Raw genomic sequence first — 21,573 nt, 5'->3', positions numbered from 1 at the left:
TATATGGTGTTTTTAAAAGTAATGAGATGTTTAATTCTGGTCTTGATATGTGTCCAAAGCATTGGTTGTAAAGAGCATAAAAAAGCCGCTGTTTCAGAATCATTAGCTACGAGTGCTAAAGGTAAGTTACAGTATGCATTAGAAAATTCGAAAGAATGGGAAAAGGTACATGCAGCAGAGTACATTCTTAATCTTGGTTACTCAAATAATGTGCATGATATCTTTATTGAGGAGGAGAAGCAAAAGAGAGATGAACCTTATTATCGAATTGGGGTTTGGCGAGTATTAAATCAAGCGGCAATATCTTCAGAGGAAAAAAATCAGTGGTTGGATTCAATTTCAAAAGTATATGAAGAATATACTTCCCTTGACCGCATACACGCTGCTGAATCTTTGGCTAAATTAAAGGCATCACCAAATACTATTTCTGTTGAGGTTACAGATTCAGTCCTTAAAAGTGCTCATAACCCAATGTGGGCCTATACCTATTGGGGTACAGCCTACACTTCGGAAAAGGATATGAATCAGGTAAAAAGTACATTTATGGACATTATTTTAAATTCTAAAGAATCAACTTTAGTTAAGAGAATAGCAATTTATGCATTGTATAAAATGAAAAATATAAGTACTCAAAATTGGGATTTATTATCTTCTAGAGCAATGAACGAACCTATGGATTCACCATTATATACCAGTTTATTAACCTGTACACTGGCAAATACACCTAAAGATTCTTTATTGTCTACAAGAGTACTTAAATGCAGGGAAAAGTTGGAAAAACAAATATATTCAGCGAATAATAATGAGCTTCCTGCCTCACTGGCAGTATACCAAGATATTGCTGCCGAAGAAGATCTGCCTTTTCTCATGTCGTTTATGGATAAAGGCGATGATGAGGATAACATAGAAATAACAATGGCTGCTGCAAATGCAATTTTGAGTATTGACAGTCAGGGGAGATAGATTTTGAATAAGATTAAATGATATGATAAAATTAGGAATTATTGGAATGAGCGAAGGTAATGCTCACCCTCACTCATGGTCAGCCATAATAAATGGCAGTTATAATGCGGAAGAAATTGATAAAATGGGTTTCCCTGCTGTATCCAACTACCTAAAAGCAAATGAGGATACCTTGGGTGTTAGTGGGGCAAAAGTCACCTGTGTCTGGACCCAAGATAAAAACATTTCAGGAAGTATTGCAAAAACCGCAAAAATTGAAACCATTGCAAATAGCTTGGAAGAAATGGCCGGCATGGTCGATGCTGTAATTCTGGCAAGGGATGATGCAAAAAACCATGTTGCTATGGCAAAGCCTTTTATCGATGCCGACATTCCTATTTTTATTGATAAACCACTCGCCATTACCGTCGAAGATTTAGAATATTTTTCAAACCAAAACGCCAAAGGAAAATTCATTATGTCCTGTTCTTCGATGCGCTATGCCAATGAATGTAGGATAGTTAAGCAGGAGCTGGCTTCTTTGGGCAACTTGGAATTGGCCACTGCTGTCGGAAAAAAAGATTGGATTAAATATGGCGTCCATCTTCTGGAAGCTTTGTTTTCGTTGTTGGATGACCCGAAACCGGTATCTGTACAACATGTTGGGGAAGCTGGAAAAGACATTGTCTATATTAAGTTTGAAAATGGGCTACTGACCACCTTGCACCTTTTCATGGACATCTCGCCAACCTTTCAAGTTTCCTTATTTGGACAAAAAGGATGGAGGTTAATGGACATCAAAAATTCGTATTCCATGTTCAGGGACAATATTATTGAATTTGTAAGATCGGTAGAAGAGGGCAAGCCAAGGCTCCCATTTGAAAAAACAGAAATGATTATTAAAACCTTGATTGGAGCAATGGAAAGTCTCGAAAAAGGAGGTAAAACAGTGTATTTGTAATGGGTATTATCAAAAAATTTATAAAATGAACGTAAAAGATTTATTGAATTTAAAAGGCAAAGTTATTTTGGTTTCCGGCGGTGCAGGCTTATATGGTAAAAGTATAGTAGAAGGGCTTGCCGAAGCGGGCGGAACCGTTATAATAGCTTCCCGTAATTTAAAAAATGGAGAGGCCGTAGCAGAAGCTTTTCGAGGTGACGGCCTAGATGTTCACGCCTTGCAGGTAGATCAAGCAAACCATGAATCCGTGTTGTTTCTCAAAAAAGAAATTTTGAAATCGTTTGGAAAGTTGGACGTGTTTGTAAACAACGCTGTTGCACGTCCCATGAAAGGGTATGATGATTCAATGGAAAATTTTGCTGAATCAATGCGAATCAATGCAACCGGCATGATGGATATAGTTCGGGAAATGTGTGAACTTATTGGGGAAAATGGAGGAGGAAGTGTTATCAATATCAGTTCCATGATGGGTATGTACGGTCCCGACCTTTCCAATTATGAGGGAACCGATATGGGAAACCCTCCACCAGATTACTTTTTTCACAATGGCGGACTTATTAACCTCACCCGTTATCTCACAAAGATACTGGCTAATAAAAATATTAGGGTCAATTGCGTAAGCCCGGGTGGGTTACTCAATAACCAGCCGGAACGTTTCATTGAAAATTACAACAAAAAAGTACCGGCAGGTCGCCTGGCAAACAACGATGATATTAAAGGACTAATGGTTCTCCTTGCATCCGATGCGGGAGCCTATATTAATGGTGAGAATATATTGATGGATGGCGGGCTGAATGCCTAACCGGATATAATTAATTCAAAAAAACTATAGGATGAGATATACAAAAATATTAAGAAAGCAGGAACGTGATATTATCATGTCTAAGCTGGCAGGATTTATTCCTGATGAAATATTTGATATTCATACTCATCCTTATAATCCTGCACATTTTGCTTCGGAGGCGTGGCCTTTTTTGAAAGATGAGGGTACATTGGGCTGTACAGAACATCGGAATGCATTGTTACGATATATGCCGACCAAAACTATTCATGGGCTCTATTTTGGATTGCCGCATCGATCAGCAAATCGAGACGAAATGAATAGGTGGGTAAGGGAAGAAACCCAATTGAACGGAACATCTTTAAGTCGGGCCTTAAAAGTAGTATCTCCTGTAGATGATCCGGCGCAAACTGCAGATGAACTTAGGAATGGACTTTTTTGTGGTTTGAAAGTTTATCATATTTATGCTGAACGATTAGATACAATGAACGCATCCATAACGGAATATGCGCCTGAGTGGATGTGGGAAATATTAAACGAAACAAGGGGAGTCATGCTGCTACATATGGTTCTTGATGGGGCAATAGCCGATGAAGACAATCAGAAGGAAATAAGACGACTTTGTCGGACCTATCCAAATGTCAGGCTAATTCTTGCCCACATTGCCAGGAGCTTTAATTATCGAAATGCACGAAGCGGCTTACAGACCTTGACAGACCTTGATAATGTAGTGGTAGATACCTCGGCGATATGTGAAACGGAGTCTTTTAGGGCAGCATGGAAAGCATTAGGACCCCGTCGTATTCTTTGGGGTTCGGATTTTGCAATAAGTGAGATGCGAGGTCGCTGTGTCACAACCGGATCACACTTTTATTGGCTTCATCCTGAGAATCTAAGGTCAGATATTAAGTCTGCTACTGAAACAGAAATGACCTTGGTAGGTATTGAATCATTATTGTGCCTGCAAGAGATGAGTGAGGATGAGGGCTTGACCACTGGAGACATAAATGATATTTTCCTAAACAATGCTTTACGTTTGCTTAAACCACATCTTCCAACCGAGGCACTACCTTCAGAAACAAATGGACCAGAGTTATGGGAACGTGCCCGATCCGTAATTTCAGGTGGTACCGGATTACTCTCCAAACGCGCAGAGAGTTTTGATACACATTCCTGGCCTTCGTATTATTCTCGATGCGCTGGTTGTGAGGTCTGGGATTTATCTGGCCGGCATTTTATTGATTATGTTGGAGGCATTGGGGCTGTACTCCTTGGCTATGCAGATCCAGATGTAAACGCGGCAGTTAGACGCCGAATCTCGCTCGGGTCATATTGCTCTTTGGTAAATCCTCAGGAGGTACAGTTAGCTGAGTCACTTCTGAAATTACACCCCTGGGCAGGCAAGGTACGATACGCCCGTAGCGGAGGTGAGTCAATGGCTATAGCGGTGCGCACAGCCAGAGCAGCCACAGGTAACAGCGGTATCGCTATTTGCGGTTATCATGGTTGGAGCGACTGGTACCTTGCGGCAAATTTGGGTGACAGTAAAGCACTAGATGGACATTTACTGCCCGGTTTGGAACCGAAAGGTGTGCCTCGGGAATTAACGGGTACCTCTGTACCTTTTGAATATAACAATTTAGATTCATTGAATAGTGCACTTCATGCACTCAAAGGGAATTTTGCCGCAGTTGTAATGGAGCCGATGCGTTCACAATGGCCCAATGATAGTTTTATTGAGAAAGTAGCCGAAAAATGCCACGCAGCTGGCGGGGTATTGATTATCGATGAGATTACGAGTGGCTTACGCTATGGCTTTCCAGGAGCCCTTTCTAAAATTGGGATAGATCCGGATATAGTAGTTTACGCAAAGGCAATGAGCAATGGTTATCCGTTTGCGGCAATTGTAGGTCGTGAAGAAGTAATGCGTGAAGCTGATGATAGTTTTATTTCATCAAGCTATTGGACCGACGGTGTTGGGACAGCTGCAGCTCTGGCTGTTCTTGAAAAAGTCCAACGCTTAAATGTCCAGGAAGTCGTTTGGAAAAGAGGGGAGGAGCTTCAGGATTCTTTAAGGGCTGTTGCTGAGCGTTATCCAACATGTAAAATCGTAATTGGAGGTATGCCTTCAACACCTACGTTAAACTTTCAACTTGGAACAGATTCACTTAGTGCCAAGGCGCTTTATATCAGAAAAATGCTAGATCACGGTTTTCTGGTGTCATCAACCTTTTACTTGATGTATGCGCATAAGGAGGAACATCATAAAAAATTGATTGATGCACTTGATATTGTCTTGAAAGAAATTGAAAAAATCATTGAAAGTGGTCGCCTTAATGAAGAGGTAGGAAGTAACCGAAACCAATCAGGATTTGCACGTTTAGCATGATAATGTTTTAAATATGATATCTCGGATTTGAAAAAGTCTGTAAATGCTTTACCCTTTTATTGTTAGTGGTGCATATTGTTCGAAAGAAATTGGTCCGATTCTACTCTGGATAAATTGAATAAGACGAAGGCAACCGATGTAGTCAGTAATTTGAATGGTTATTTCAATCAATACAACATAAGAAATACAGTGAACTATGAAAAAAACAATTCTACTAGGAATACTTTTATGTTCTAGCCTAAGCATGTTTACTCAAACGAACAAACAACCAAACATTTTATTTATAGTATCTGAAGATAATAGCGAACAAATTGGATGCTACGGAGAAAACAGGGTGCATACCCCAGCCTTAGATGCACTTGCTGCCACAGGCATACGCTATACCAATGCTTTTGTTCCTTATTCGGTATGCAGTCCATCACGTGCAGCCTTTTTAACAGGGCTTTATACTAGGCAGACAGGGCATATTGGGTTAGCTACCCACAAATTTTCTATGTTTAAAGATTTTAAAACTATGCCAGCCTATTTTCAAGAAGCGGGTTACTATACCGGTTTTTTAGGCAAGACCCACATAAACCCCGAACGTTTGGTGGAAAATTATATAGACCATCGCGCCATTAAGGATCAAAATTTCTCTAAAATCATAAGTATTAGGGAGTATGCCAATGAAGCAAAAACTGTTATGCAAAATGCAGTAAAAAAGGAAAAGCCATTTCTGCTTATTATCAATTATGCGGATGCTCACAGAGAATTTGTTGAAGTTTCAAAAGATGGCTATCCTACAGTAAGAGTAGGAAGGGACATAGAACCATTGCCATGGATCGGGTCGGACACCCCGCATCTCAGGGAAGAAATGAAAGACTATTATAGCAGTATGAACCGTTTAGATGAAGGTATTGGAATGGTAATCAAAAATTTAGAAGAATTAAAGCTAAGAGAAAATACAGTGATTATTTATATAAGCGACCATGGCGCAGATTTTCCAAGAGCCAAGGGAAGTGTGTACGAAGCAGGTGTAAAGATTCCAATGATAGTGAATTATCCCAATACCTTTTCTAAAGGAAAAGTAGAAGACAAAATGGTCTCTACCCTTGATGTTTTGCCTACAATGCTTAAATCCGCCAATATAGAAGTTCCAGATCATCTTGTGGGTAACCCACTTCAGGATGTAGATTCAGGAATTGTAGACGGTTATAAGTACATTCATACATTCACCACGGGTTCAGCCCCCATTATTTTATACATGCAATTTGGAATACGAGATAAACGTTATAAACTGATTTATAATCCCTCTCGGGATTTAAACTTGCTGGCAGCATCCCGATATGTGAATAGCAGCATTGATGAAGAAAACCAAAAGGAATCTTTCCTTTATCCCGAGGAATTTGAATTGTACGATTTAAAAACAGACCCGTACGAATGGCATAATCTAGCCAGTAATCCTTCCTATAACAAAATCCGTACACAACTATGGAACGAAATGAAGACCTTTCAGAAAAAAATTAAAGACCCATTTTTTAGTAAAGAGAATATCGATTTTTTCATTAAAGAACAAAAGGAACATAAAAGTCCTTCAACTTACAAAAAGGTAAAGGGGTTTGAATGGCCACACCTTGAGCTATTCAGAAAGGCTAACAATTAACATATGGTCTTCAATTTTTGTGAATAATATCCTCGAATAATGTTTTATAAACAATAACCTAAAGTTTGGGTAAACAGAATTTAAACGGGTTTTATTTTTTATAGTTAGACCCGTTTTTCAAATACTTGTAAATCATCTTGCTAGATAAAGTGGTGATTTCAACTAATACTAATATTCTAAATATTTAAAGCAATGAAATTTAAAAACAATAAGCGAACCTCAATCAAAAATAGAGCAGCTGAAGACTCATCAGACCCTCAGCTGAGTTCACCAAAAATCACAAATTCCAGACGTTTTTTTGTAAAATCGGCGGCCATGGTAACAGTTGGTCTTGGCCTGCAACAAATTAGTTGTTCAACTAGACAGAAAGTGTTGACAGGGAACCCTGATATTCAGGGATTCGAGGAAAGTGCTGAAAATTTAAATGATTCTTTAGATTGGGTTTCAATTTCAGATCGGAAAATTCGGGTCGGAATTGTTGGGTATGGGGAATCCCGTTTCGGGGCCGCATTTGGTTTTCAAGATCACCCTAATGTAGAAGTGGTAGCAGTGAGTGATCTTTATCCGGATCGTTTAGCCGCATTGGCTAAGGCAACAGGAGCTAAAAAAACCTATCCGTCACTCGAGGAGCTTGTTAAAGACGATAGTATAGAAGCGGTATTTGTTGCTACTGATGCTCCAAGTCACGGAAAGCACGTCTTAGAAGTACTTGCGCATGGCAAACACGTGGCATGCGCCGTTCCTGCTATTTTCGCCTCGGTAGAAGAAGCTAATCAGATATTTGAAGCAGTCAAAACTAGTGGGCTTAAATATATGCTGTTTGAGACTTCCATGTTTCGTTCAAATCTTTATGCCATGCGTCAGATATACAAGAGTGGTGGGTTTGGGAAATTGATTTATACTGAAGGAGAGTATTATCATTATATGGCAGAGCCCATAGCTGGTTACAACAACTGGCGAAATGGTTTGCCCCCTCAGCTTTATCCTACCCATTCTAACGCTTACTATATAGGCGTATCTGAGGGTACCTTTACGGAAGTCTCATGTTTGGGAATGCCTAGTATTTTAGGCGCGTTTCAACCAAGTAATAATGTATATAATAATCCTTTTGCTACCGAGATTGCAATGTTCCGTACCAGTGAGGGAGGAATGTCTAGGATGGCTGTTAGTTGGGATACTCCCGGGGACCACGGTGAAAGGGGCCGGGTCAGAGGACAAAGAGGATCGTTTTATTCTAAGTACGAAGGATTGGATGAAAATACCTTGCTGGATTTGAGGCGACCTGGACTTCCTCCAAATGTTAATCCTGGGGGTCATGGAGGATCTCACGGTAGGCTTACCGATGAATTTATTTCAGCAATTCTTCAGGATCGTAAACCCCTTGTTGATATTGGTATGGCCCTCAATATGTCGGTCCCGGGAATCATAGCGCATCAATCTGCGCTGAAGAATGGTGAAAACATGAAGATTCCACAATATAAATTATAGCAAAACTAAAATGATATTCCAATAATTAGTGGCCATAGAGGTCAAAGGGCAACTCGGTATGCCGAAAATAGTATCGAGGCTTTTGAAAATGTTATTAAATATGCACCTGCATTTTTTGAAATTGATCAAAGGCTTACCAAAGACAGCATTATAGTGCTAATGCACAATGCCTCCCTGGAAAGGATCACCAATGGTAGAGGTAAGGTGATTACTAATCATATTAGACGTATTACATTTTAAAATTTAGTAATGATTAAAAATATTTTTGACTGGTATTATCCAAATTGGTCATAATAAAATAGCTTTTGTCTTATTTTCGTAATTAAAACTGGCTCAAAAAAGTCAATTTGGATTTTGAATCTGATTCGTTATCGACCAATGAACTTAGAATTTAAAATATGAGATTAAAATACACCCACAGAATTTATTTGCTAGTATTAGTTATCCTTCTGGCATCCTGCAATTCCAAATCTACACCTCCGAAGGGACCACTTGCCTTTAAACAAAATGAAAAAGTTATCTTTCTGGGGAATGCTTTCTTTGAAAATGCCGTTACCTACGGAGAAATTGAAACGACATTCTCCCTTTGCTTCCCTACAAAAAATATCACTTTCCGAAACATTGGTTGGAGCGGGGATAATGTTTACGCACATGCACGCACACGGGCACGTGATGGGCAACGATTTGGGAGCCCAGAGGAAGGCTTCGGAATATTGGCCGAACAAATAACCGACCTTAAACCGGACAAAATATTCATCGCATATGGTTTTAATGAATCCTTTGATGATGACGCTGGCATTGAAGCTTACCGTAATGGCCTAAACCGCCTTTTGGAAATGCTTGGTCAGCATTGCCCTGAACTTATTCTTATTTCTACCTTACCTATGGAAAAAGGTTTCGGTATACCCGCAGAACACATAGAAGCACGAAATAAGGAGCTTAAAAAGTATGCGGAAACAACCAAAGAGGTAGCCATTAAAGGGAAGTACCGTTTCATTGATCTATTTGCCCCATTCAGCAAAGAGAATAAATACACAACAAACGGAGTACACCTTTCGTCAGAAGGATACCGCAAAGCTGGAGATTTAATTGCGGAAGAATTAATATTCCCCCAACTAGCGATAAAAATTGACTCTAAAAAAGCCGACGACATCCGTAATGCTATTATCAAAAAGAACACACTTTTCTTTCATCGTTGGCGACCGCAGAATGACGCATATGTCTACGGACTTCGTAAACATGAACAACGCATTGCTCAGGAAGAACCTGCACAGATTGAGCCATTTATTGTAAAACAGGAATTAGCAATTACATCCTTACTTGAGAACTTATGATTAATAATATAAAACGAACATTACAGTTATTTCTCTGTATCGGTCTATTGATCCAAACCCTACAAGCACAAAATGACCTGCAGGACATACCAAAACCAGACCTAAAAGAGGAGCTGGCCTCCTTTTCTCTTGTTGATGGTTTCGAAATAAATCTTTTTGCCGCAACCCCTATGATGGAAAAACCTACCCAAATTAATTTTGACAACGAGGGCAGGCTCTGGGTTTGTGGTAGCCATTTGTACCCACAATTAAACGTAAATGAGGAACCAAGTGACCGGATTGTAATACTTGAAGATACTGATAATGATGGGGTGGCCGATAAGTCTACCATTTTCTATGATAAGTTTATTATGCCCAATGGGGTACTTCCAGATAACCAAGGTGGGGCCTATGTTGCAAGCAGCGACAAACTTATTCATCTTAGTGATACAGATGGTGATGGGAAAGCTGATAAATCAGAAGTCTTACTCACTGGGTTTGGAACAGAAGATACACACCATACCCTCCATCGCCTTGGTTGGGGTCCTGGAGGGAAAATATATATGCAGCAAGGCTTTTACGTTTCTTCAAATGTAGAAACAGCCTACGGACCACGTCATCTCAATGGCTCGGGTATCTGGTCCTATGACACGGAGACGCGACGTTTGGAAATCTTCTCAAAGGGATATATAAATCCTTGGGGACATTCAGTCAATTATTGGGGTCAGTCCTTTGAGGCTGATGGTGCAGGTAGTGGTTTTGGGCACAGTTTTCCAAACGCTGTTCTTTTAACTTCTCCCGGCGAATCCCAAGCCTTGCCCTCACTCACCCCTAACAGTCCCAAAGCCAGTGGTATTGAAATTATTAGTGGGAAACATTTTCCACCATCATGGACGGGTAATGTCATTACCAACGATTTCCGTGCGCACATAACAGACCGCTACTCCCTTGAAGCAGATGGAAGCTCCTATATCGCAAAACTTGAGCCTACTTTTCTAAAATCAAAGCACATTTCCTTCCGTCCTGTAGATATCACAATGGGGCCGGATGGAGCCCTGTATGTGGCAGACTGGTATAGCCCCATTATACAGCACGGGGAAGTTGATTTTCGCGATCAGCGAAGAGATCACGTGAATGGTCGAGTCTGGCGAATTACTGCAAAGGGACGGCCTCTACTTCATAAGCCCAACTATAATGAGTTAAGCATACCTGAATTGTTAGACCTCCTGACGGCAGATGAAAACTGGGTGAGACTACTAGCTAAACAAACGTTAAAGACAAGGGAAGCTAACCAGGTTATACATGCTATAGACAAGTGGTTGGGAAACCTCAATTCTCAAGGTCCTGACTACGACCATCATCGACTCGAAGCACTATGGACAGTGCAGACTCTCAATTTAATGGATATAGACTTACTGAAATCTGTATTGAAATCGAAAACTGCAAGTGCTCGATCAGCTGCTGTTAGGGTCCTCTACTATTGGAATGAAAAAGTGCCCAATGCACTTGTCTTACTTAAAACTGCCGTTCAAGATTCAGATCCCAGTGTCCGACGTGAAGCGATTACTGCGCTGAGCAAGTTCAGGTCAATTGAGGCCTTCAATACTGCCCTACTTGCCTACAATCCGAATATGGATCAATCCTACTCATTTGCATTACGTCAAACCTGCCGGATATTATCTAAATATTGGCTCCCTTCCGTCCACAACGGAAATCAAAAACTTCAAGTAGAAGATGCCGCACTCATCTTTGCTCTTAAAGCAACAGAAGACCCTAGTGCGACCCAGCCGTTAATTGATTTTTATAAGAATAGTAAAAATCCCGATGCAGGCATCTTGACAGTAATAGGGAAAATGGGTGAACCTGAGCAATTAAATTTTCTTACGGAAATTGCTAGTGTAAAGGGCCACCCTCACAAAAGAGATGCGACCAACAGCCTATTAATTGCAGCAAAAAATAGAGGTGTTTTTCCCACTAAGAATAAAGATAAGGCACTCCAAGACCTTTTTGCATTCGGCGATGAGTATATTCAAGAAACTGCCTGTGCGCTTACAGGATATTGGAAAAGCACAAAATTTATCGATATACTCAAACAAAAACTGAGTAAGCCGAACACAAGCTATGCTATCCAAGAAAGTGCCGCTCAAGGTCTGGCGATGTTTAATACGGATGACATTAGTGAATTCTTTGTGCAGATTATTAGTGAAGACCGTTCTATTAGCACAACTAAGTTAGCAGTAGCTGCACTAGTCCAAGTTGACCTGGATGAGGGGGTAGAAACAATAACCCAACTGTTAAACAAAGAACTTGACGAAGAAACAATCAATTACTTAATCAAGACGGTCATTAAGAAAGAAGGAGCCTTTACCGCCTTAAGTTCAGCATTGAAAGGAAAAACCATAGCCACCAAAACCGCTGCAAAAGCCTCTCGTTTTGTTCAGGCATCCGGACGTGAGGGAGCAGAGGAATTAATGGCTGCCCTAGCTAAAGCAGGCTCTATAAAAACCGCCTCTGTTGATGCGAATTATGGCCGAAGTACTCAGGATCTCATGACAAAATTAAAAGACGGAGATGCAAAGAATGGAAAGGAAATATATCTAAGGCCTCAAATTGCTTGTACCTCATGCCACAAACTCAAGGGAGTTGGTTCTAGTGATGTGGGACCTGATTTAGGTAGTATTGGTGCTAGTGCTCCAGTAGACTACATCATCGAGTCATTGATCGAACCAAATAAAAAGATAAAAGAAGGTTATAAATCGTCTGCAATCACAACAATAAATGGAGACTTTTATGCAGGCTCAATAATTTTTGAAGATGCGAACATGATTAAAATTAAAACTTCTGCAGGAACAGAAGTTTCCCTGCAAAAAAGTAAAATTGAATCTCGTGAGGCAAGTAAGGTTTCAATGATGCCCGCCGGGCTGACAAATTCCTTAAGTGAGAGTGAATTTATTGACCTCTTGAAATATCTCACCGAACTAGGGAAAAGCCATTAATTGGGATAAACTTCAAATCAAGCAATAATTCATACCTTCTTAATGGTAAAGAGTGATTGGTTAGTACCATATGGAAACATGGAATATAAAGAATTGGACCTATTCCTAGCGTGTTATGAAATCCAAACTTGTTAGAGTTTTGGAGTAAATAAAAAAACTAACAACGCTAGCTGGCTGGTTATGAATTTGCAGCATGGATTAAGTAGTTCTGAATGAACCGAATCCAGTTTTCTTACCATATAATGATCAAGCCTCTTTTATTTATGCATTTAATAGTTATCACTTTGGTTTAACGGGAAGAAGTCCATAAAACATCTTTATTTATCACTAATCACTGTTTTGATATTCCTTCTATTTATTGCACTTTTGCGTTTTATTTTTCAACAATAACATGGCAAATCGCTAATCATTTAATTAAAGGTTACATAGAATGGATTATAAATTACAAATCCCGAAAGGATATCATCCGCAATTAAATATGCAGGAAACAGAACAAGCAATTAAGTTGATTAAAGACTTTTTTGAGCTTAGTTTGTCGTCCGAATTGAGATTGAGAAGAATCACCGCTCCTTTGTTCGTGAAAAAAGGATCTGGAATTAATGATGATCTTAGTGGCGTAGAACGTCCTGTTACCTTTCCAATAAAAAGTATGGATGATGCTGAAGCTGAAATTGTTCATTCGCTTGCCAAATGGAAAAGACTTGCTTTGGCCCAATTAGGAATTGAGTCAGGCTACGGGGTATATACAGATATGAATGCATTACGTCCAGACGAAGTTTTTTCAAATATACACTCCATATATGTAGATCAGTGGGATTGGGAAAGAGTGGTTATTAAAGAAGAAAGAACTATTGATTTTCTAAAATATATTGTAAGTAAAATTTACAGCATTTTTAGAAGGGTAGAATATGTTGTTTACGAGCGCTATCCTCATCTAAAACCTGTACTTCCAGAAGAAATTACTTTTATTCATACAGAGGAACTGGCAGAACAGTATCCTAATCTGTCATGCAAGGAAAGGGAAACAGAAGCTGCTAAAAAGTATGGTGCCGTATTTATTATAGGAATTGGGGGGCTACTCCCAGAAGGGATAAAGCATGATGGAAGAGCTCCAGATTATGACGACTGGAGCACTGAAACCGATAATGGTCTAAAGGGTCTAAATGGAGATATCCTTCTGTGGAATCCTATGCTTGAAGATGCCTTGGAGCTTTCATCTATGGGAATTCGCGTTGATAAAGAAGCACTTAATAGGCAACTGGCAATTGAAGGAGCAGAAGATAGAAAAGAGTTAATGTGGCATAAGATGCTTCTTAATGATGAACTTCCTTTATCCATTGGAGGTGGTATAGGTCAGTCCCGTCTCTGCATGTTCTTTCTGAAAAAAGCGCATATTGGAGAGATTCAGACCAGTATCTGGCCCGAAGAAATGATTGAAGAATGTAAGCAAGGGAATATTCCCATTTTCTTTTAGGAACCCCACACTTTAAAATAATTTTAAAATGGCTGCCGATACTTTTTGGCAGCCATTTTTATTTTAATCATTATCCATAATAGATGGCACATTTATGTGTAGTAATTTTGTTTGGGTACTTAGGTTTTTTATAGAAAAGTAGTCCGCGCAATTTGTTGCATCTGATTTTCCTGTGGAAAATTCTTGCACATAAACGCGCAACTTTCATTTTATTCAAGTGGTTGTTATTATTCCTTATTGGTTTTTGTGAATCTTCGATTGCTTTGCATGTCCAATGAAACCGCCGCAGGAGGTTCATGAATACCATCAAACTTATTCATTTTCTTTGCTTGTCCAAAGAAAACGAAACAAAAGAAAAGACCCTTCTTCACTATGTGGCCCCTAAAATCTTTGGATTTTATGGACCGATGCCATGGCCTAAATTATTTCCAAGGCTTCAATAATTCTTTACGGCCATGTCATCTCCACCACGGAAGAAGACAGACCTTACAACGGACTTCAAGGACAATATTCAACTCTAGTCAATAATGGTCAATGATTTAATGACATCATATCGGTTGACGGAACAAGGGAACGGCCTATTTTTATTTTAGTAGTAAATCAAGGGGTTTTCACATCGGGTGTAGGTAGGCGTCCATAGAGCATTTCACCTTAGTGAAAGCGGCCTGGACGCTGCGGCCGTGCAAAGTCCGTAGATTTCAAGAATAGAAAAATCAGCCTAGCGTTTTTTGGTTCGTTTTTTGGGCGATGCAAAAAATGAACAAAACACTAACTCCAGTTAGTTTATTCTATCTTTATCCAATTCACACACAACATTTGGGATTTATCCATTGTATATTGCATTCTATGAGACCATTTTTATTGCTTACTTTTTTTGTTTTATATGTTAGTTGTACTGACAAATACGATAAATATAAAAATCCACCGGAATACATTACAAAGCCATCTGCTTCAAATGCAGCTTATTTTGAAGCTTATGACGAGACTTTAAAATTATGGAATGTCTCTTTTGAAGAATTATATATTCCTACAACCAACGGAATTGCACATGTTATTGTAAGTGGCCCTAAAAATGCAGAACCAGTGGTATTACTTCACGGAATGAATGCCAGTTCTACAATGTGGTATCCAAATATAGGATCACTTACCAAAAACCATCGGGTGTTTGCGATCGACTTTATTTTGGAAGCAGGGAAATCCTATTTGCAAAATGATATTGAAAGTGTAGAAAAAGTTACCGATTGGTATAAAGAAGTTTTATTTGCTTTGGAGTTGGATAGCTTTCATGTAATTGGTGCTTCTAGAGGGGGTTGGTTGGCTGTTAACCTAGCATTGGACGATCAGAAAAAGATAAAAAGCTTACTATTATTAAGTCCTGCCCAAACTTTTACATGGATTAAACCAAGTACGGATTTATTAAAAAATATAGTTACGATACTTTCTTCAAAGGAAAAACAAATTGCGCAAAGCCTGGAAAGCATGTCCAGCAATGTAGCTAATATTAGCGATGCCTACTTAAAGCAATATAAAATAGGTGCGAAAATGGATTCTGAAAACAAATTTGTAACTAGCATGCAACCTTTTTCCAATGACGAATTAAAATCTTTACAAATGCCTGTTTTGGTTTTAATTGGTGATGACGATATGATTAATGAAAAAAGAACGGTTGCAATTGCCAATACGCTGCCAAAAGGGAAAGGTGAAGTAATACAAAATGCAGGACATTTTTTATCTATTGATCAAGCGGAGACAGTGAATAAAAAAATGCTGGACTTTTTAAAATAAGAACCCTGTTCATTCGGTAAATAATCTTCTTTTTCGACAAGGTAAAGTTGGTCTTCAATAAATCTAAAAGATGAATTTAGCAGATTAAAACTGCTTCCTAGCCTTTTTATTTCTGCTGCTTCTGAAATTCCTACTCCCTTTTGTTAGGTAATGTACTATAACCAGCGCTACACTAATTATAGCCACAGGAATAAGTATCTCGAAAACTTCAATTGGTAAGTCCATAGTTATAATATACGAAAAATCGTAATAAAACGTGCTACAACACCGTATTAAATTATTTACTGGAGCATGCTTACGTAACAAAATCCTCCCATACCAAAAAAGTATGGCTAGACAAATTTTCTTGGAGTGTTTCGGCAGGCAGGTTTGGTTTATATTTGCTAAATTAGGTGCTTGACCGCCTATCTACGGACAGCTAGGACCATGGCGGTAATTATAAATAGAGAACAAATGACTTCGAAAGCAAAGCAGAATAATGAATCAATAAGATAATGACGGCAAAAGAATTCATTGACACCTTAAAAATTATTGGGAATGAATATTTAGGAAGTATTCCTAAAAGGGAGCTGTTTTTTTTAGCGAAAGAATTTCAGTACATGCTAGTTAGTGAGGTTGTAAAATTACTAAGAGGCGAAAATTACGATCACCGACTTGGTGCAGTATCCATCCTAGACTGGAAAGCACGTAATAAGAAAACCTCCGTAGGGGAGAGGCTGGATATTTACCTGGCGTATATTGAAAATCATAAATATATAGACGATTGGGGTATGGTAGATAGGGCCGCACCTTACGTTGTTGGAGGCTATTTGTTTGATAAGGACAGAAAGCCACTATATAATTTGGCAAAATCCCTAAATCCAATGGAAAGAAGGACAGCAATTGTAAGTACTTACTATTTTATAAGAAAGAATGAATTGGATGACACCTTTAAAATTGCCGAAATTCTTGCAAGCGATTCAGACGAATTTGTCCAAAAAGCAGTGGGTAGCTGGATCAGGGAAGCAGGCAAAAGAGACGAAAATAAACTGAAACGCTTTCTGGATGAGTATGCTCCAACGCTACCTAGGGTTACCTTAAGATATGCCATTGAGAAGTTCGACCCTGAGACGCGAAAGCATTATTTGGGATTAGCCAAGAAGAATACATAAAAACTACCGCCAACAAGGTATATTGGATGCCCTTCGGGACACACAACATACACTGAACCTAGACAACAATGACCATAGTATGATAAAAACAATTATAAGAACCCTTCTGATCACCGCCCTAATTAGCTCCTGCAAACCCATGGTTCAGGACATTTATCTGGGACAAGGAATTATGGCTGGTGAAGCCACTTCAACATCCGTAATCCTACAATCCAGATTAACCCTTACTGACAGCTTGATCAACGGAGATTTAACCGGTAAAGATGGTGTCGCGAGATTTGAAATTGATAAGGATGCTACTTTTGATAATCCCTTGTATTCTGACTTTTCTAAGGTTCGATCAGAGAACGACTTTATTGTAAAAAAGAAAATTGAAGGTCTGGAGCCAGGAAATAAATACTTCTATCGTCTCCAATTCGGTAGTGACAAGAATACACTTTTTGAAAGTGAAATAGCGACTTTTAAAACCTTGCCTGGACCAAATAGCAGTACAAAATTATCCTTGGTCGTAGTAACGGGTATGAACCACTATTTTTTCCATTTCGGAAAATATGAGGAAGGTACGGCGTATTCTGGAGAAGACAAGCTTCTAGGGTATCCGGCATTGAGGGCTATCCAAAACCTGAACCCAGATTACTTCATTGGTACAGGTGATAACGTTTACTTTGACCATCCCCACAAGACCAACTTTGACAGAGCCGTCAAAGCAGGGAAGAATCCGAACCCTGGAGGATATAAGGGAATGGAAGTGGTGGATGAAGAAGGGATGCGCAGAAAATACCACGAACAATTTGCCCAACCACGGTTTCGTGAACTTTTTAGCAAGGTGGGAACCTACTGGGAAAAGGATGATCATGATTATAGATTCAACGATGCCGACCCTTTTCAGGAGTTTCCTATATCCCATGAATTGGGGATAAAGAATTTTAAGGAGCAATTACCTGTGGTGGATCTAGAGGACATAAATGCTAAAACGTATCGTACCCATCAGATGAGCAGCGATCTTCAGGTTTGGTTTTTGGAAGGGAGGGACTATAGAAGTCCCAATGAAATGAAAGATGGCCCCGACAAAACGCTGTTGGGAACGGAGCAATTACATTGGCTTAAGGAGACATTAAAGGAGAGCGATGCCAGTTTTAAACTAATAATTTCTCCAACTCCTATGGTAGGTCCTGATGATGCATACAAAACAGATAATCATGTAAATCATGACGGTTTCAGGTATGAGGGAGAAGCAATTTTCAAATGGTTGGGTGATAATGGTTTTCTCGATAAAAATCTTTATATCATATGTGGCGACAGGCATTGGCAATACCACGCCATGCACCCGAGTGGATTTGAAGAATTTTCTACAGGTTCCCTGGTAGATAACAATTCACGCCCTGGACGCCTGGCAGGAGATCCCGAATCGACCGATCCCGATAAATTGATTAAGCAATTCTATATTCAAGGAGATCAGGAGTCTGCAAGTGGTGGATTTTTGTCTGTTACAGTGCAAAGAAAGGATAGTATTCCAGTGGCAATCTTTCAACATTATGATGAAAAGGGAAATTTACTTTATGAGACGGAAAAAACTAGCCGAAATTAAATGACAAGGAAGTTAGTTTCAATGAAGTTCCCTAAAGAAGGAATATAAAGGAAATGAGGAAGTTTTTAAAAATATTGATAATTGCAGTTGGCATATTCAGTTTTGGTGTAACCAAATCGGTATCCCAGACCAAGGTGCCTAAAACGGCTGAATTGTTCAGCGGAAGAACCTATGTCAACATGCAGAAAGATACGCTGCAATATCGCTTGCTTATGCCTTTGGATTACAATCCCAATAAACAGTACCCCCTGGTAGTATGTCTGTCGGGAGGAGCAGGGCGGGGTACAGATAATATCAAGCAAATTGCGGGTTCTAAGGCAGCACAAGTGTTGTCCACTTTAGAAAATAGAAAAAAATACCCTGCTTTTATTTTTGTGCCCCAATGTCCACCTGGCGCTGATTGGGGGAGGTCTCTGGGAAAGATTGAAAGAGAAGGCCTGATTGCACGAGGAAGATATAATCAACCCAATGTTGAATCTTTAGTTTTTGAAACCATATCTGCCTTGGAAGAAGAATTTAATATAGATACCACTAGACGCTATATTACCGGTCAATCCATGGGCGGATTTGGAACCTGGCATTACATCCTAACCCACCCTCAAATGTTTGCCGCAGCCATACCCATCTGTGGTGGAGGTAATCCTGATCTTGCAAAAAATATTTCTGATGTGCCCCTATGGGTTTTTCATGGTGACAATGATAAAACTGTTCCTGTTGACTTTTCACGAAATATGGTTACCGCACTTAAAAAGGCGGGTGGAAATCCAAAATATAATGAGTTTCCCGGTGTTGGTCATGGGAGCTGGCATCTGGCTTTTGATACCCCGGAATTGTTGGATTGGTTTTTTGTTCAGGTCAACGAAAAGGAAACTAACAAAAGATAAAATGAATTAACGGTTGTAATGTGTTGCACCCTATTAATATTTTCAATTTTTGTTCGATAAAAATATTTGATGTTTATTATATCACTTTTACAAAGAATTATAAATCTAAAACCATTCTTTAATGACCACCGCTAAACTTGAGAAAACTATTTACTCCTTATTCGAAGCCTTGGAAAAAGAAATTCCTGGGTTTCAAAACAGTCCTGAAGATTGGGAAATTTGTAATGGGAATGTAGCAATCTGTATCATCTCGGAAGATGGCAAAGTTTATGGAAAGTTATTTGGAACAGATAAAATAGAACAACGGGAAATCTTTAGGATTGCCTGGCAAAAAGCGAGTCAGGTGTGGATTACTGGTCATAATACAGGAGATTATGAAAAGATTGTTTTCGGGGGCACTATGGACCCCGAAGATGCCCCTATAGAACTTCCCGACCTTATTGGCTGGGTTGGTGGACAATTAATCCAATTAGACGATGAGAGCCGAATTTCTGTAGGATTTAGTGGTTTTCAGGGTTTTAATGATATCGGAATCGTTCAGACAGCATTGAAAAAGGTTTTGGCCAAAGAGTGAACAACTTGAATAAGTTTATTGGCCTTTTGCCACCAATTTCATATCAGTCTCTAATTTTGATTATTGAGTAGTGAATTGTTGGCGTGTATGGAGTTACTTTTTTCTTCTCCGATCAGGATGGCGTGAAATATTTGTAGGCAATTAGCTTCAGCAAAAAACAGAAGCAAAGCCATCAATTTCTACAGGGTGAAGCTGTGGTGCACCCTATGGTGATAGGTAGTGAAGTTGTGGTAAAAAAATAATACTATAGATGCTGAAGTGCATATAATTTCGCCAAAAAATCATGCCAAATTTAACACTAACCTTTTCGCTGGTAAATACAAATTTGTAACAATCCAAAATCACCATACCGTGGGTATTATCTATTTTTATTTATTAAGTTAATACTAAACCAATATTTGTTAACTTAGAAGGATAGAAGCAAATGCTTCGTAGTAGTACTTCCCCCTCTCTTTACACTAGATAAAATTTTATTGGATTAATATTATTTATTGGACACTAAAATGTATTGCGGTAAGGCCCGTTAAAATGGAAATATCTGTACGCGCACATATATACTTACGTTGGTGGTAATTTTATCATATAAACAAAAGAATAAATCAATATGAAAAAATATGTTTTAGTGACAATTGTGGTGTTAATGAGCATTCCCAGTATTGGACAAAGGAAAAACACTATGTTGAATACCCCCATTATTGACATGCATCTGCATTCTGGATATGCGGGACCTGATATCTTAGAAGCGGTAACAAAACTTAGATCGAATAACGATCAACCAAGCTATAGAGATTCTACATTTAAGTATTTGAATGAATTTAATATCGTTAAAGCTGTGGTTGATGGGCCAAATGCTTTGGACTATCAAAGTCGAGATCCAGAGCGATTTATTCCAGCCTGGGGTACCTCCTCTACACCTGTTGATTCCTTAAGGAAATGGTTTCAGGAAGGCACCTACAAAATCATGGCAGAATTTGGTCCTCAGTACAGTGGATTAGCTCCCAATGACGAGAAACTTGAGCCGTATTTTTCCTTAGCTGAGGAACTTGACATTCCAGTTGGAATTCATATGGGACCAGGGCCTCCAGGAGCAGCCTACATAGGAATGAAAAATTACAGAATGAGCCTTAGCAATCCTCTGTTATTAGAAGAAGTATTGGTGAAACATCCAAAATTGAGAATCTACATTATGCATGCCGGATATCCATTCATCGACGAACTCATTGGACTTCTATGGGCTCATCCACAAGTCTACGTCGATGTTGCTGTAATCAATTGGGTTTTGCCACAGATTGAATTTCATAATTATTTGAGAAGAATTGTTGAAGCCGGTTATGGAGAGCGAATTATGTATGGTTCGGATGAGATGATTTGGCCTCAGTCAATTAAAATTTCCGTTGGCAATATTAGAGCAGCTGACTTTCTAAGCGTAAAACAAAAGGAAGATATCTTTTATAACAACGCTGCAAGGTTCCTTAGATTAACAGATGAAGAGATACAGAAACATAAAAACCAGTAAAGACCAAGCAACCGCTATCAAAACCTATGAGAAAAAGCACCCTGCGGGATGCTGCTGCTCATAGCCAAAACGTTAGATACAAAAAGATT

General features: G+C 39.2%; 16 protein-coding genes. All 16 read left to right on the top strand.

Going from position 1 to position 21,573, the window contains the following annotated elements; all coding sequences use genetic code 11:
- The first annotated feature begins 3 nt into the window (after nt 1–3).
- Entirely contained in the window at nt 4–963 is a 960-nt protein-coding gene (locus CWD90_RS18625) for a hypothetical protein (protein WP_103477580.1), read from the top strand.
- Between the two features lie 22 nt (nt 964–985).
- On the top strand, nt 986–1,903 hold the full coding sequence (locus CWD90_RS18620; protein ID WP_103477579.1) for a Gfo/Idh/MocA family oxidoreductase: 918 nt from the start codon (nt 986–988) through the stop codon (nt 1,901–1,903).
- 25 nt (nt 1,904–1,928) lie between these two features.
- Nucleotides 1,929–2,705, top strand: coding sequence for an SDR family oxidoreductase (locus CWD90_RS18615; RefSeq protein ID WP_103477578.1), 777 nt, complete (start codon nt 1,929–1,931; stop codon nt 2,703–2,705).
- 31 nt (nt 2,706–2,736) lie between these two features.
- A complete protein-coding gene (locus CWD90_RS18610; RefSeq protein ID WP_103477577.1) occupies nt 2,737–5,073 on the top strand; it encodes an aminotransferase class III-fold pyridoxal phosphate-dependent enzyme in 2,337 nt (778 codons plus the stop codon).
- Nucleotides 5,074–5,269: 196 nt separating this feature from the next.
- Nucleotides 5,270–6,715 carry a sulfatase family protein gene (locus CWD90_RS18605; RefSeq protein ID WP_103477576.1) on the top strand — a complete coding sequence of 482 codons (1,446 nt, stop codon included), beginning with the start codon at nt 5,270–5,272 and terminating at the stop codon, nt 6,713–6,715.
- 192 nt (nt 6,716–6,907) lie between these two features.
- Nucleotides 6,908–8,203, top strand: coding sequence for a Gfo/Idh/MocA family protein (locus CWD90_RS18600; RefSeq protein WP_103477575.1), 1,296 nt, complete (start codon nt 6,908–6,910; stop codon nt 8,201–8,203).
- A gap of 15 nt (nt 8,204–8,218) precedes the next feature.
- Nucleotides 8,219–8,443: a glycerophosphodiester phosphodiesterase family protein gene (locus CWD90_RS23755; RefSeq protein WP_103477574.1), complete on the top strand. Its 225-nt coding sequence runs from the start codon at nt 8,219–8,221 to the stop codon at nt 8,441–8,443.
- Nucleotides 8,444–8,601: 158 nt separating this feature from the next.
- The gene (locus tag CWD90_RS18590) at nt 8,602–9,537 is read left to right on the top strand and encodes an SGNH/GDSL hydrolase family protein (RefSeq protein ID WP_103477573.1); all 936 of its coding nucleotides are present in this window, start codon (nt 8,602–8,604) and stop codon (nt 9,535–9,537) included.
- Nucleotides 9,534–12,512, top strand: coding sequence for a PVC-type heme-binding CxxCH protein (locus tag CWD90_RS18585; RefSeq protein ID WP_103477572.1), 2,979 nt, complete (start codon nt 9,534–9,536; stop codon nt 12,510–12,512). Before CWD90_RS18590 ends, CWD90_RS18585 begins: the two co-directional genes overlap by 4 nt.
- 430 nt (nt 12,513–12,942) lie before the next feature.
- Complete coding sequence (asnA, locus tag CWD90_RS18580) at nt 12,943–13,986, top strand: aspartate--ammonia ligase (RefSeq protein WP_103477571.1); 1,044 nt, start codon at nt 12,943–12,945, stop codon at nt 13,984–13,986.
- Between the two features lie 846 nt (nt 13,987–14,832).
- A complete protein-coding gene (locus CWD90_RS18575; protein WP_103477570.1) occupies nt 14,833–15,771 on the top strand; it encodes an alpha/beta fold hydrolase in 939 nt (312 codons plus the stop codon).
- A gap of 494 nt (nt 15,772–16,265) precedes the next feature.
- Nucleotides 16,266–16,922, top strand: coding sequence for a DNA alkylation repair protein (locus CWD90_RS18570; protein ID WP_103477569.1), 657 nt, complete (start codon nt 16,266–16,268; stop codon nt 16,920–16,922).
- A 79-nt stretch (nt 16,923–17,001) separates the two neighbouring features.
- Nucleotides 17,002–18,510, top strand: a complete 1,509-nt coding sequence (locus tag CWD90_RS18565) for an alkaline phosphatase D family protein (protein ID WP_157941272.1) — start codon at nt 17,002–17,004, stop codon at nt 18,508–18,510.
- A gap of 53 nt (nt 18,511–18,563) precedes the next feature.
- Nucleotides 18,564–19,394: a carboxylesterase family protein gene (locus CWD90_RS18560; protein ID WP_103477567.1), complete on the top strand. Its 831-nt coding sequence runs from the start codon at nt 18,564–18,566 to the stop codon at nt 19,392–19,394.
- A 121-nt stretch (nt 19,395–19,515) separates the two neighbouring features.
- Complete coding sequence (locus CWD90_RS18555; protein WP_103477566.1) at nt 19,516–19,968, top strand: hypothetical protein; 453 nt, start codon at nt 19,516–19,518, stop codon at nt 19,966–19,968.
- 640 nt (nt 19,969–20,608) lie between these two features.
- Nucleotides 20,609–21,484, top strand: a complete 876-nt coding sequence (locus CWD90_RS18550; RefSeq protein ID WP_157941271.1) for an amidohydrolase family protein — start codon at nt 20,609–20,611, stop codon at nt 21,482–21,484.
- The last annotated feature ends 89 nt before the right edge of the window (nt 21,485–21,573 follow it).

This window comes from Arenibacter catalasegens (assembly GCF_002909235.1).
Classification (GTDB): domain Bacteria; phylum Bacteroidota; class Bacteroidia; order Flavobacteriales; family Flavobacteriaceae; genus Arenibacter; species Arenibacter catalasegens.
The sequence above is the reverse complement of the archived record's forward strand: the minus strand, read 5'-3'. Positions and strand labels throughout refer to the sequence as shown.

Bases quoted from the DNA above. Each gene is read 5' to 3' on its own strand.
- CWD90_RS18610 (WP_103477577.1), top strand. From the start codon at position 2,737: ATGAGATATACAAAAATATTAAGAAAGCAGGAACGTGATATTATCATG.
- CWD90_RS18605 (WP_103477576.1), top strand. From the start codon at position 5,270: ATGAAAAAAACAATTCTACTAGGAATACTTTTATGTTCTAGCCTAAGC.
- CWD90_RS18615 (WP_103477578.1), top strand. From the start codon at position 1,929: ATGAACGTAAAAGATTTATTGAATTTAAAAGGCAAAGTTATTTTGGTT.
- CWD90_RS18620 (WP_103477579.1), top strand. From the start codon at position 986: ATGATAAAATTAGGAATTATTGGAATGAGCGAAGGTAATGCTCACCCT.
- CWD90_RS18590 (WP_103477573.1), top strand. From the start codon at position 8,602: ATGAGATTAAAATACACCCACAGAATTTATTTGCTAGTATTAGTTATC.
- CWD90_RS18585 (WP_103477572.1), top strand. From the start codon at position 9,534: ATGATTAATAATATAAAACGAACATTACAGTTATTTCTCTGTATCGGT.
- CWD90_RS18575 (WP_103477570.1), top strand. From the start codon at position 14,833: ATGAGACCATTTTTATTGCTTACTTTTTTTGTTTTATATGTTAGTTGT.
- CWD90_RS18600 (WP_103477575.1), top strand. From the start codon at position 6,908: ATGAAATTTAAAAACAATAAGCGAACCTCAATCAAAAATAGAGCAGCT.
- CWD90_RS18565 (WP_157941272.1), top strand. From the start codon at position 17,002: ATGATAAAAACAATTATAAGAACCCTTCTGATCACCGCCCTAATTAGC.
- CWD90_RS18555 (WP_103477566.1), top strand. From the start codon at position 19,516: ATGACCACCGCTAAACTTGAGAAAACTATTTACTCCTTATTCGAAGCC.
- CWD90_RS18570 (WP_103477569.1), top strand. From the start codon at position 16,266: ATGACGGCAAAAGAATTCATTGACACCTTAAAAATTATTGGGAATGAA.
- CWD90_RS18560 (WP_103477567.1), top strand. From the start codon at position 18,564: ATGAGGAAGTTTTTAAAAATATTGATAATTGCAGTTGGCATATTCAGT.
- CWD90_RS18625 (WP_103477580.1), top strand. From the start codon at position 4: ATGGTGTTTTTAAAAGTAATGAGATGTTTAATTCTGGTCTTGATATGT.
- CWD90_RS18550 (WP_157941271.1), top strand. From the start codon at position 20,609: ATGAGCATTCCCAGTATTGGACAAAGGAAAAACACTATGTTGAATACC.
- asnA (WP_103477571.1), top strand. From the start codon at position 12,943: ATGGATTATAAATTACAAATCCCGAAAGGATATCATCCGCAATTAAAT.